The 15,624-nt window shown below is 52.4% G+C and carries 1 protein-coding gene (cut by a window edge); it reads left to right on the top strand.

Annotated features, from left to right (window positions below; all coding sequences use genetic code 11):
• Positions 1 to 15,441: the final stretch of an SdrD B-like domain-containing protein gene (locus A3850_RS09070; RefSeq protein ID WP_068215799.1), read on the top strand. It extends 32,850 nt beyond the left edge of the window; 15,441 of the gene's 48,291 nt are visible here — the last part of the coding sequence; its start codon lies off the left edge, out of view; it ends in the stop codon at positions 15,439 to 15,441.
• Positions 15,442 to 15,624 lie beyond the last annotated feature (183 nt).

A 15,624-nucleotide genomic window follows, 5' to 3' on the forward strand; every position in this document is an offset into this window, starting at 1 on the left:
ACCTTCCAGGGCACGAGCCTTGCGAACGTAGCCGAGATCACGGAAGATGATGGTGACGACAACGACTCTACGCCGGACAACGACGTACCGACTGAAGATGATCAGGACGATGAGACGATCACGGTAGATCAGGTATATGATCTATCCCTTACTAAGACGACACTGAATGGTGGGCCTTTCCAGCCTGGTAACATTGTATTCTACGCACTCGTAGTCACCAATGAAGGAAGTCTGGATGCTACTCAGGTTGAGGTGACGGATGATCCACAATCAGGATTAGTGTTTACTTCTATGACCTCAAATCCTAACGTAACCAACAATAATGATGGCACCTTCACGATCGCCTCTCTACCTCAGGGAGCGACCGAGACGATCATCATTACCTACGTTATTGATGCGACCTTCACTGGAACAAGTCTGACGAACTACGCTCAGATTACTGAAGATGATGGCGATGATGTTGACTCGGACCCAGATAGTGGAAACTTCGACGATGACTTTAACGATGGCGTTGAGGACGACGATGAAGATGAAACTACCGTCACGATCAATCAAACTCCCAGCATTGAAATCGAGAAGGCTACTTTCGATCCGATGAGCGGTATGTTCATGGATGCGGATACGTACAATCCAGCCAACCCAATGGGAGTTCCGACTTACGTTTACGTACGTCAGGTAGGTGCTACGGTCTCTTGGGAGTACACCGTATGCAACAACGGAACTCAGGATTTGGTGAATGTAGATGTTGTCGATGACCGTGAAGGATTCATTGGTACGATCATGAACCTGCCAGTAGGAGAATGTACCACGCTTAATGCATCGGCACCAGCTCAACCTACTAATCCAAACTACCGTAACGAAGCAACTGCGACTGGACAACCCGTCGATCAGTTTGGCAACCCATCCGGTAGCCCGGTCTCTGATTCAGATCCTTCGAACTACGTAGGTATTGAATTTAACGTAGAGAAAGTGGCGAGCCAGGATACTGTTTGTGCAGGAACGGAAGTCGAGTACTCGATTTTCCTCCGGATCAACGGCCCGTCAGGTACCAATGCTCGCCGGGTAATGCTGACGGACAATATGTTCCCCAACGTCGAGGACCAGTTCATTGAGTCTACGGACGTCAACATGAACAACCGTCTGGATGATATGGAAGAGTGGACTTACCGCTACTCCGTGATTCTGGACGAGACACGGACCAACATCGCCACGGAGATGTTCAATATCTACATCGGTGACCAATTCATCACAATGATCGAGAATGACTTCGAGACTACGGTTACCGTTCTTGATGGTCCTGAAGGCGTTGCTGCTGATGCGGATATTGATGGAAGTATCTCCTGCAACGGAGCCGAAGATGGCTCTGCCACGGTTACTGTAAGTGGCGGTACTGCGCCATACTCAATTACTTGGGATGCCGCTACGGGTAACCAAATGGGTGCAACCGCTACTGGCCTCGGTGCCGGTACGTACGAAGCCATTATTGAGGATGCAAACGGATGTAGAGATACCGCTACCGTCACGCTCATTGAACCAACCGTCCTAGAAACAGAAGTAGTAAACGATACCCTACCTTGCTTCGGTGATGTAGGTACGGTTACAGTTGCTGCCACGGGTGGTACGGAAGATTACACGTATGCTTGGTCTTCCGGAGAGACAACTGCTACGATTAGTGATAAGACCGCAGGTGATTACATAGTCACCGTCACGGACGCTAACGGCTGTACCTCACTCGACACGGCAACTATCGTTCAACCTGCAGCTCCACTCTCTGCTACGGTTGAAAGCACTTCCGCAAACTGTGAAGGCTCCATTGATGGCACCCTTACGGTAATTGCTGAAGGAGGTACTCCAGACTACACGTACCGTTGGGCTACCATCCCCGTACAGACAACTGCGACCGCAGAAAATCTGACGGCTGGTACCTACTCAGTGACAGTGACCGATGCAAACGACTGTGAATTTGTTACAACCGGAACAGTGGCTGAGCCTGGTGGCTTGACTGTTTCTGTTGTCGATGCCACCGTCGAATGTGCCGGTGACGCCACCGCTACCCTTACCGCTATGACCAGTAGTGGAACGGAGGCTTACACCTACGTATGGAGCAATGGTGAAACATCCCCGAGCATCAGCGACTTAGCTGCTGGTACTTACGGTGTTACCGTTACTGATGCAAACGGCTGTGATGCGGAAACAACGGCATCGGTAACTGAACCACCCGTACTGACAGTAACTGTAGAAATCACGGAACTGGAATGTAACGAGGTGAACGCAGGTATCATCGAACTATCCATCATCGGAGGCACTGAGCCTTATGCCATCGACTGGGCAGATATTGATGGGACGGACGACCCTGCACTGAGAACTGACCTAGCTGCGGGAACCTACTCAGTTACAGTATCCGACGCTAACGATTGTACTTACGAAGATGATATCGTGATCGCCCCCGCACCCACACTGGTAGCTAGTGTCGCCAATGACACTATTTGTGTCGGTGCTGGAGATCAGGGTGAGCTCACGGTTGAAGCAGTCGGCAGTGGCACGTACACTTACCTTTGGAGCGATGGACAAACGGAGCAGACTGCTACCAACTTGGTAGAGGGCACTTACACCGTTACGGTCACGGATGAAATGTCCGCCTGTAGCGTTGAAGTAACCGCTCAAGTTGTAGAGTCTGAACTGGCTTGCAACGAACTAGGTAATTACGCTTGGTTCGATGCTAACCAAAACGGTATCCAGGACAACCTTATGTCAGGTGCTCCTGAGATGCCGGTTGCTGGCCTGGTTGTAGACCTCTACACAAGTGATGACGTACTCGTCGGCTCCGAAACAACTGACGAAGACGGATTCTACCTGTTCACTGGCCTGCCGAATGGTGACTACTACGTAACCTCCGATGGCCTACCAGTCCCTGCCCAGGGCCAGCCATTTACGGTAACGATCGAAAACCAGGGTGGTGATGATGAACTCGATAGTGACGTCATTCGCGTAACTGGACGTACCGAAGTAATTAACCTCGGTCCGAACGAAAGTGACCTGACCTGGGATATTGGCTTCGTACGCAGCTTCGATGGAGAGATCTCCGATCCTTGTAATTGCTTGAACGATGCTACTAACGCAGTGAACGGACGCTTTACCGATGTAGTCGAAGTAAACGGTATCCCCGGTGATACTTGGACCATTGTGGAGCAGTCCGGAATGATCCTACTCGATGTAGCTACGTCAACTGAATTCCAAACGCCAGTTCCAATTGGAACCGTTATCCCTGAACTCACGCCAGGTACTTACCAGGTTACACAAGATGATGGTACGGTAGAAACCAGAGTGATTGGCCCCGGTACTTTCGAGTATGACTTCATCCACCTACAGGACGTAGGCTACGAGGTAACTATCGTTAACACCGGCGGAGATACACTCCGTATCGACAACCGCTGCTCTTACCCAGAGATAGAGATCGTCGGGATTCCGCTGGAATTCTGTCTCTACGCTGGGCCGGTAGTAATTGAAATCGACGTTACGGACTTCGAAGGCATGGAAGGTGAATTGTTCACTGAAATTGCTATACCCACATCAGTAAACGGACCCGCCGATACCATTGAAGTAGATCCATCGAATATCGATCCTTTCGCCCTTGGGGTAGGAGAGTTTGAAGTGATCATCACCTTCGTTCCCGAAGATACATTTGAATGCTTCTCTTACCGCTTTGAGTCCCTCACCATCTTTATTGACGGTGACTGCGCCCCAGGCCAAATCGGAGATTACGTTTGGACGGATACCAACAACAACGGTCTACAGGATGATAATGAAACAGGTGTAGAAGGCGTGACCGTCTACCTCCTCGATTCTCTTGGATCACCTATTGATACGGTAGTTACTGATCAGGATGGTATGTATGCATTCACTGGCTTAAGCGCTGGTGATTACAGCGTCCAATTTGTACTACCTGACGGTGAACTTTGGACCGTGCCAAACGCCGGTGATGATGAACTAGATAGTGACGCTGATCCGCTTACCGGTATTACACCCGTAATTACGCTGGCAGTCGGTGAGACTAATAATTCTATCGACGCTGCAATTGCCGGTCCCGTCTGTGATGCAATCGTCACTGTCATGGATGCGCAGGTAGAGTGTAACGGTGATCAGACCGCTACGCTTACCGCTGAGGTAACTGGAGGTCTTGCACCTTACAGCTATTTGTGGAGCACGGGAGACGTCACTGAAACGGTTTCTGGCCTTGGCGCCGGCACTTACGGTGTTACGGTAACCGATGCTAACGGCTGTGACACGACTACAACCACTGCGATGGTTACTGAACCACTTCTCTTGGAACTTGCCGCTACGACGACAGACGTTGATTGTAATGGCGGCGCAACGGGAACAATTGATCTCGTAGTTTCCGGCGGTGTCCTGCCGTACACCTACAGCTGGACGGGTGCTGGCGTCGTAGCAGACGCTCAGAATCAATCTGGTCTTGCCGCGGGCAGCTACGATGTAGTTGTAACTGACGCCAATGATTGTACGGTGGATTCCACGATTGTCATTGAAGAAAGTTCTTCACTAGTGGCCGATATCATCAACGCTACTGTCGGTTGCGCTGGCGATGCCACTGCATCTCTCACCGTAACGGTGACGGGTGGTGCTGAACCATATGCTTACAACTGGAGCAATGGAGAAGCTACTGCAACAATCACTGACCTTACGGCCGGAACGTATGAAGTGACGATCACCGACGCTAACGATTGTGAAACCGTTACCTCCGGTAGTGTAACCGAGCCTGATGCCCTTACGGCGGAGGTCTCTACTGCTACCGTCGCTTGTGCCGGTGATGAGACAGCAAGCCTCAATGTGACCGTCACGGGTGGAACGGAACCTTACTCCTACAACTGGAGTAATGGTGCTGGCACCGCCACTATCGGTGACTTGGCTGCCGGAACGTATGAAGTAACGATCACCGACGCCAACGACTGTGAAACGATTGCCTCCGGAAGTGTAACTGAACCTGATGCGTTTACCGCTGAAGTCACCAATGCTACCGTTGACTGTGCGGGTGACGCCACGGCTAGCCTTACTGCAGAGGTCAATGGCGGAACGGAGCCCTACTCCTACAATTGGAGCAATGGTGCCACTACCGCAACGGTTACTGACCTTGCAGCTGGCCTCTACGGTGTAACCGTTACTGATGCCAATGATTGTGAAATCATTACGGATGGTACGGTAACCGAACCAGAAGTGCTTGACCTCACGGTATCAACTTCCGATGTTGATTGTAATGGCACGGCCTCTGGCACCATCGAATTGACGGTCTCCGGCGGTGAAACGCCCTACACCTTCGCTTGGACTGGAACTGGTGTCGTTAGTGACGCTCAAAACCAGACCGGATTAGCTGCTGGTAGCTACGACGTTGTCGTTACGGATGCTAACAATTGTACGGTGGACTCCACTATCGTTATCGAAGAGAGCGCTGCACTAGTAGCCGAAGTGGCTAACGCCACCGTTGATTGTGCTGGCGATGCCACGGCTAGTCTGACTGCCTCAGTAACTGGCGGAACTGAGCCTTACTCCTACGATTGGAGCAATGGCGCGTCAACCGCTACGATTACGGAGCTGACCGCTGGCACTTATGATGTCACCATCACTGATGCTAACGACTGTGAAACAATTACCTCCGGTAGTGTCATCGAACCTGATGCCCTTACTACTGAAGTGATTAACGCTACCGTTGAGTGCGCGGGCGATGCTACGGCTAGCCTGACCGTTATGGTAACGGGTGGTACCGAGCCTTACTCCTACAACTGGAGCAATGGCGCTACAACCGCTACCATCAGTGAGTTGACTGCTGGCACCTACGACGTGACGGTTACGGATGCTAATGACTGTGAGATTATTGGTGGAGGTTCCGTCACCGAGCCGGATGCCATCGAGCTTACTGCCGTTACCAGCGATGTCGAATGTAACGGAACGGCTTCCGGAACGATCGACCTCACCGTTACGGGTGGTGTTGCTCCCTACACCTATGCTTGGACCGGTGACGGTGTCGTTACGGACGCTCAGAATCAGTCTGACTTGGCCGCTGGTAGCTACAATGTTGTAGTAACGGACGCTAACGATTGTACGGTAGACTCAACCATCGTGATCGAAGAAAACTCCTCTCTCGTAGCGGAAATTATCGATGCTACTGTTGACTGTGCAGGCGATGCTACGGCTAGCCTTACCGTTACCGTCTCCGGTGGCACCGAACCTTATGGATTTAACTGGAGTAACGGTGCTACCACCGCTACGATCAGCAACCTGGTCGCCGGAACGTACGAGGTAACTATTGTTGACGCCAACGACTGTGAGACAACAACCTCCGGTACGGTTACCGAACCGGATGCACTTACCGCTACTGTATCTGATGCAAGGGTAGATTGTGCCGGCGACGCCACGGCAAGCCTCACCGCAACTGTAGCTGGTGGCACGGAGCCATTCGCATACAGCTGGGATAACGGCGGGACTACCGCAACGATCTCTGATCTGGCTGCTGGCACCTACGAGGTAACCGTTACCGACGCTAATGACTGTGAATTCATCACTAGCGGCACGGTGACCGAGCCAGCTGCACTTACACTCGCCGCGACCACTACCAATGTGGAATGTAATGGTGACGCATCCGGCACCATCGAACTGATGGTCACGGGTGGTGAAATGCCTTACACATACGTATGGACTGGTGCCGGTGTCGTCAGCGACGCTCAAAACCAGTCGGGCTTAGCCGCCGGAACCTACGACGTAGTCGTAACCGACGCTAACGACTGTACGGTCGATTCCACCATCGTTATCGAAGAGAACACTTCTCTGTCTGCAGAAGTAGCTGACGCTATGCTTGATTGTGCTGGCGATGCCACGGGTAATCTGACGGTTACGGTATCGGGTGGTTCCGAGCCATACGCTTACAACTGGAGCAACGGCGCCACTACTGCTACTATTAACGATCTGACTGCCGGAACCTACGAGGTGACGATCACTGACGCTAATGATTGTGAGACGACTGCCTTCGGTAATGTTACCGAGCCAGCTGCGCTCACGCTTGAAGTAGCTGATGCTATCCTAGACTGTGCCGACGATGAAACCGCTAGCCTCACTGCTGCGGTAACTGGCGGCACGGAGCCATTCGCTTACAACTGGAGCAACGGTGCTACGTCCGCCACTGCATCAGATCTCGCGGCAGGTACTTACAGTGTAACCGTGATTGATGCCAATGATTGTGAAATCATCGGTACCGGAACGGTTACTGAACCGGCTGCCATCGAACTCTCCGCTTCAGTAGAGAATGTCAACTGTTCAGGCGACGCGACTGGATCTATTACGCTCACCCCAAGCGGTGGTGTCGAACCATTCACCTACGTATGGACGGGTAACGGTGTTGTAGCTGACGCTCAAAACCAAACCGACCTTACCGCGGGTAGCTACTCCGTCACCGTCACGGATGCCAATAACTGTACCGCAGATTCTACCATCGTGATTGAGGAAAACACTTCCCTCGTCGCTACGGTAGCTGATGCTACGACTGGCTGTGCGGATGATGCCACCGCATCACTCACGGTAATGGTAACCGGTGGTACTGAACCGTTCGCATACGCATGGAGTAATGGGGCTACCGAAGCTACCGTCACGGACCTCACCGCCGGCGAGTACACAGTGACCGTAACCGATGCTAAAGATTGTTCAACCATCACTACTGGTACCGTAACTGCTCCTGATGTTCTCGCGATCGAAGGAACAACGTCTAATGTGGACTGTAGCGGTGATGCCTCTGGCACTATCGACATCACGGTAACCGGAGGAACGCCTCCTTATACTTATGCATGGACGGGCGCTGGCGTAGATGCTATGCAAGAGGACCAGGCAAACCTGAGCGCTGGATCCTACTCCGTAGTAGTGACCGACGCTAACGACTGTAGTATCGAAGCTACTTACACCATCGAGGAAGGCATTGTATTCACCGCAACGGTGGAGGATGCATCTGTTGACTGTGCGGGTAACACTGATGCTGCTTTGACGGCCGTTCCCAACGGTGGAGCTGAACCGTTCACCTACGTATGGAGCAATGGCACTACCAACGCAACCGCTACGGATCTTGCCGAAGGTATCTACGAGGTTACGGTAACCGACGCCAATGGCTGTACCGCCATCGCGGAAGGTGAAGTAACTGCACCGGAAGTACTGACGGCAACCTTCGTCACTACTGAACTGGAGTGTAACGAAACCAATACTGCCGCAATCGACGTATCCATCCTCGGAGGAACACCTCCGTACACGGTGGACTGGGCCGATCTGGACGGCATGGACAACGTAGTAGACCGTGAAGGTCTTACCGCTGGACAGTACGCCGTTACTATCCGTGACGCCAACGACTGTGCCTTTGCCGAGATCTTCACCATCATGCCCGCTGCAGTACTTACTACTGCGATCGAGCCGGATACGATCTGTACTAACTCTGGTGTAGGTGAACTCACGGTTGAGGTAAGTGGCGACGGGCCATTCACCTACCTCTGGAGTAACGGTGAGACCACCGCTACAATCACCACGCTGGATGGTGGAACCTACTCCGTTACCGTCTCCAACGAGGATGGAAGTTGTACTTCTATTCTGACTACCGATGTAGTAGAACTCGACGAGCTCTGTAACGAACTTGGAGACTACGTCTGGATTGACCTCAACCAGAACGGTCTCCAGGATCCAATGGGTGGCCCCGCCACCAGCCCTGGAGCGGGAGCTAACGATGAGCCTCCAGTACCCGGTGTACTCGTCGAACTCTTCAATGGTGACGGTACTTCAACCGGACGCTTTGAAACTACCGATGAGAATGGTCTTTACCTGTTCACCGGCCTACCAAACGGTGAGTACTTCGTAACCTTCAGCAATCTGCCTCCCGATTACATCGTGACCACGCCTAATGTAGATGGCAACGCAAGCGATGAAATTGATAGCGATGGTGTTGACGTTGCGGGAGTAATCACCACCCAAACGGTAGCCCTCAACGGTAATGAATCAAACTTGACGCTTGACCTTGGTCTCTTCCAAAATCTCCCCTGTGAGATTGATGCGACGATCACTGAGGCACCCGCTTGTGATGACAATGGCACCGGCCGCTTTGTCTCGGACGACACTTACAGCTTCACCATCGTGGTGAATGGTGAGAACAGCTCCGAGCAGTGGACGATCAACCAGACCGACAACAACGGCAACGCTATCATCGCGACGGGTAACTACGGCGAGGAATTCACCTTCTCCGGCTTGCCGGTACTTCAGGATGGTGACAATACCAGCCCAGTTGAACTGGTCATCACGGATGCTGAGGACAGCACTTGTGAAACGGTGATCACGTTCATGCCGACCTTCCCTTGTTCCGATGATTGTCTGATCACGGGTAGCGTTACTACCGAACCTTTCTGTGACGATAACGGCACGCCATTTGACGACAGCGACGATGGCTTCTTCTTCGGATTTACCGTAGAAGCGCTCAACGCTACTTCTTCCGGATTCACCGTATTCGATGCGGATGGTAACGAAATTGCCACCGGCACATACGGAACCGAAGTGATCGTCGGCCCATTCACTGCTGAAGACGTCCAAACAAGTTCCTCTGGAACCATGACTGTCATGGTGATGGCACGCGACAATGAGACGCCAGGTTGTAGCTACGTAGCTCGCCCGGTTGTGACAGACAACGTACTGACGTGTTCTGATAACTGCCAGGTAACACTCACTCTCCTTGGTACTGAGTGTGATGACAACGGCACGCCGGATATCTTCTCCGACGATGTGTGGTACGCCGATGTTGATGTTCAATTGAGCAACGTCGCTCAGTGGACCTCCAACTCACCCGGCGGCAACGGAGCAAATAACCCAGGTGTTACTCGCTTCGGTCCGTTCAACGATCCCGTTAACGGAGTGGCTGAGATCACCGTCCGGTCTACGCGCTCTGACTTGAGCTGTGCCGAAACGATCACGGTGGAGGCTCCGGGCGAGACGTGTTCCAATGATTGTACGCTGGCAGCAACCGTAATTTCTACGGAATGCTTCGACAACGGCACCCCATCACCACTGGATGATGAGTACACGGTGACGATTACCGTAACGGGATCTGGTGATAACATCAGCCCCGACGGGTACATTATCAGAAATGTAGCGACTGGCGAAGTCGCCGGTGTTGGCCTCTACGGTCAGACCTACGTCTTCGGTCGCTTCCCGATCTTCGATGCTGACGGTAATCAGATTACTACTGATGTGTTCCGCGTAGAGGACGCTGAAAATGTCGCTTGTGGCTTCGACCTCGGTGTCGAAGTACCGGCTCCATGCTCCGTCCCGGATGAGGAATGCGAACTCGACATCGAAATCGTGTCAACTACCTGTCTGGATAACGGTACGGTAACGAACCCGGACGATGATGAGTACATCTTCGAATTGTTGGCTACTGGTGCAAGTGGTACTTACACAATTACCTACAACCTGCCTGACGGTCCGGTAACTGCTACCGGTACTTTCGGCGTGGTAGAAACGTTTGGCCCCGCACCCGCTGACATTGCCGTCAACGGTAACATCTTCCCGGATGACGTTACGTGCACCGATGTAGGCGCTTTCTTCGTACAACCTACGGGCCCCTGTACGGAATGTCGCCTTACCGTGACTGAACTCAGCAATGAGTGCAACGATAACGGTACGGCTACTCCGTCTGACGACTTCTTTACCGTAACGGTACGAGTCACCGCTGCATCCGGAGGAGCTGGCTACATGGCTACGCTTCCGGACGGAACTACGCTAATTGGTCTTTACAACTCCGCGGATTCCATCGTGGTAATTGACTTCCCCGTCGCCGACGGTGATGCAACCGTAACCTTCATGGATCTTCAGTTCACCGACCAGTGTGAGCAGACGATCACCTTCGCCGCTCCAACCGAGCCTTGTGGAGACTGTGAGATCAATGCTGCCCTTATCACTCAGTCCGACTGTAATGATGCGGGTACGAATGATGACCCAAGTGATGACTTCTTCACCGCAACCATCATCGTGACCGCTGAGAACGGCAGTGCAGATGGCTGGCTGATAGCAGGTTCTGATTTCACTGGTGCCTACAATGAGCCGACTACGCTCACGCTTCCGGTAGGTACAGATGTGCTGCTCGAAATCATCGATCAGGTTAACGCTGATTGTACGACCGAGCTGGCCATTGCTGCTCCGGATGCTTGTTCCGTTCCTCCGTGTGATATCACTATCACCCAAATTGGTACGGCACAGTGCCGCGACCGGGCTGATGGCGGTTACACGGTAACCATTGAGGTCAACAACACTGGTGCTCTCGCTGGCGGAACCTTCACCCTTGCCGGTGGAAGAACCGGAACCTATGGTGTACCAATCGTTGTGACTGTTGAGGACGCTTGCCGCCCCATCACGGTTACCATCACGGATACTGCTGACGATGAGTGTACGGAAACAATTACTCTCGAGGCGCCAGTGGTCACGGTTGTAGCTCCAGCTGACGTAGACCAGGTTAATGACACCGACCTGGTATGTACTGACATAAATGGAATCCTCAACGTGACGAGTAGCACCGACCTTACGGGTAACGCAACCGTCACGGGTTGTGGAACCTCCGGAATCTCTTTCGTAGATAACATCATTGAAAATGATGCCTGTGACGGAGTCGTGATCGAACGGACTTTCCAGGTAACCTCCTGCGATGGTGAAGTGATTAGCGACAAGCAACTTATCACTATCCGCGCTCCACAAATCACCGATGTTGTCTTCCCCACGGGTGACTTCAACTTCACGTGTGATGATGAGCTTACGGACACTGATGACAATGGCAATCCTACTATTGCTGTTACCGGATCTCCTTACCTGGTTACGGCCTTCACCGACTCTCTGTCGATTCCAAACGGTTCTTGTGACAACATCACCGTAACCTACGTGGATACGGAGAACGACGACGCAACTTGTGCAGGAAACCGTACGGTAACCCGTACCTGGACGGCCACCGATGCTTGTACTGGTGAGGAAACAACCAGCTCGCAGACCATCAACTTTGTCGATGAAACTGCTCCGGTTATCTCTTGCCCGATCAGCAATCACTACTGCCCGGTTATTGAGGAGAACATCATGCTCTTCCCAATGGACGCCTTCGATTGTGTCGCCACCTTCGAGGTGCCACTTCCCGAAGTGACCGATGCCTGTTCCGATGAGTTCACCATTGTGACCACGATATTGGATGCCAACGGCGATGTTGCATTTGTACTCGACGCAAATGCAACTGACCGTACCATTCAGTTAGGGGCTGGCGACTACACCATCCGCTACGACGTAACGGACGACTGTGGAAATGCTAGCTCTATCGACTGCATCATCCGCATTGCGGATACGCAGGAGCCCGCGGCCATCTGTATTGGCGATATTAATATCAGTGTCGGTGGATACGGCCTCGCACGCATCTACAGCCAGATGATTGACCTGGGTAGCTACGACAACTGTGGCGTAGACAGCCTCCTGGTCCGCCGTGAAATTCTCGTGGATCCAATTACTGGAGATACGCTGGATACACCAATTTGGAGTGCATGGAATGAATTCGCTACGGTAGACTGTAACGACGCTGGCTCAATCGTTCGTATTGAGCTCCGCGTAGTTGACCTGGCCGGAAACGAAAACGTCTGTACTACTCGCGCTTCAGTTGTGGACAATACGCTGCCTTACTGTACCGGTCTGGAAGACCTCGTACTCGAATGTACTGACCTACCCGCCGGATTTGACGGTAGCGATACCCTCGCTCTCCAAGCACAATTCGGTACGCCTGTTGTCATCGACAACTGTGCTGCTAGCGCAATCGAACTGGAGCCCGTCACCAACCTCGACGTTTGTAATGGATCCGGAACTATCCTGCGCCGCTGGTTGGCCGTCGACGGAGTTGGTAACGTGAGCGCTCAGGAGTTCACCCAACTGATTACGATTAACGCTAATACTGGCTTCACGCTAGCATTCCCCGCCGACCTGGTGACGGACTGTACCGAAAGCCTGGCTGGTGTCGATGTGATTGGTGGTGGTTGCGCTGATCTCTCCATCACATTTGTTGATGTGGAAGGCGAAGTGACCAATGAGGACGGTGATGTTTGCCTCGTTATCGAGCGTACCTACACGGTGATCAATAACTGTGTATTCAACGCCGATAGCGACACGCCAGTAGCCATTAACCGTGATGAGGCTTGTGTGGGTGCCAACGGCACCTCCATCACTTACGCCAACGTAAATGGTGGCTTGACCTACGTCGACGTAGACGCTGACTTTACCAACAACACGCCCGCCGCTGGTGAGCTTGCTTGTACCGATGCTAACCCCGCCGGTTACGTGCGTTCCTTCACCAATACGGGTGCCTGGACGTACACGCAACGGATCGCCATCGATGACAACACCACTCCGGTACTTGTCCCAACGGTGCCCGAAGCATTCTGTACGACGGAAGGTGATGACTGCGAGGCGATGGTAACCATCCCAATCACGCTCGAAGCTGAGTGTACTACCGTTGGTGCCAACTGGCTCGTACTCATCGATCTGAACAGTGACGGAATCACGGAAATGAATCTCCCACAGAACCTCGTCGTTCAGGGCACATTCCCGAACTTCTTTATCGAAGCTTCCCTGCCGGTTGGTGACCACATCATGACCCTGCGTTACGTAGATGGTTGTGACAATGGTACCTCAGAAACGATTCCGTTCTCCGTGATCGACTGTTCAATCCCGGATCCGATCTGTTTCGATGGATACGTCGCTAACCTGGAGGTACTCGATACACCAGTTACTACCACTGATGGCGAAACCGTCACGGAAGGCGTACTGGTAGATGCCGCCGTGCTCGCTAGCTGCAACATTGAAGACTGTAGCGGAGCATTCCGCTTCTCAGTCAACCGGATCGGTGAAGCTGCCAATGTTGAAGCTTCCAACGTTCTGCTCACTTGTGACGACCGCTACCGCGTAGAACTGGAAGTCTACATGTGGGACCAGGCGAACAACCCGAATGCTGTACAACCTGATGGATCTATTGGCGGTCCGAACTGGAAGATGTGTACCGTTGAGGTGCTGGTACAAGATCCTGATGCAGTCTGTAATAACTGTGCAGGAAACGGTAGCATCACCATCGGTGGTAACATTAAGCTATCCAATGGCATCGCTGTACCAAATGTAGAAGTCGAGTTCGAAGGCACGCAGAACGGTCTTGATCTCACTGATGACCAGGGTGATTACGCAATGACCGACGCTACGCCAGGTGATTACACGATCACTCCATTCCTCGAAGATGATATCGCAAATGGTGTCACTACGATTGATGAGTTGATCCTACAACGCCACTTACTTGGTCTGACGGTCATCACTGACCCACACGTATTCATGGCGGCTGACCTGAACAATAGTGGTACGCTGACTATCCTTGACCGGATTATCATGCGCTCCATTATTCTCGGCAATACGCAGACTCTGCCTGCGGGTGATGTCTGGCGCTTCGTCCCGGTCAGCTACATGGATGCCATGACGAACGCAAACATCGGACTGACGAAGGATGCGCCGAGCGAGATCGTTCTGGATGACATCACAAGCTGTACCTACGACAATGACTTCGTAGCCATCAAGATGGGTGACCTCAACAACTCAGTTGAGATCTACTCTACGGATGGCATCCTGATCAATGGTCGGGTAGGGCGCGCCGACAACGGTACGCACCCCATTAACGTTGAGAACGTGAAGTTTGAGCGGGGCGCTACCTTAGAAGTACCCGTACGGATGCAGGACATGACGACACTAGCCGGCATGCAGTTCTCCCTGCGATTAGCTACGGATGCTCTCCAAATCCTCGACGTAACGCCAGGTTTGCTTCCCGAAGCTAAACTAGGACTGTTACGGATGGATGCCGGAATCATTTCCGCCAACTGGACCAATCTGAACGCTGATGTGTCGGGTAATGAAGTCTTGTTCACGCTGACGCTCAAGGCATCGACAACTGGTGAACTCAGTGAGATCCTCAAGTTGGGCAATGCACCAACGCCCACCGAAGCTTATACCGTCGGTGATGAAGAGGTACTTGACCTCACGCTGAATTTCACGGAGGCACCGGTCACGGTAGCTCCTGGAGTTGCTGGAGTGGGAGAGGAAGTGCTTGAACTAGGTATTGAACTTGGGCAGAACTTCCCGAACCCGTTCATCGACCAAACACAGATCACTTTTACCCTCCCAGAAGCGGGTGAAGCCACGCTTAGTGTTTACGATCTCTTTGGCCGGGTACTCCGCGAAGTGAAGAGTGATTTCGTAGCCGGTCAACATACTGTAACCATTGACGGCGATAATCTCGCTTCCGGCACCATGATCTACACGCTCTCGTTCAAAGACCAGACGCTTTCTCGGACAATGATCAAGACCCAGTAGGGCCACACAGTAAGCTCAGGATAAACTGAGCATTGGATAGGTACGGGGAAGTAGCGATAGCTGCTTCCCTGTACTACGTTTTACTACCTACTGATGATGGAAAACCACCTCTAGCAGTTCGAGTATACTCCCAAAAAGGGGAGGGGATGCAACATCATATTTTATCAGCATCCGGTGAATAGA

It is taken from the genome of Lewinella sp. 4G2 (assembly GCF_001625015.1).
GTDB lineage: Bacteria > Bacteroidota > Bacteroidia > Chitinophagales > Saprospiraceae > Neolewinella.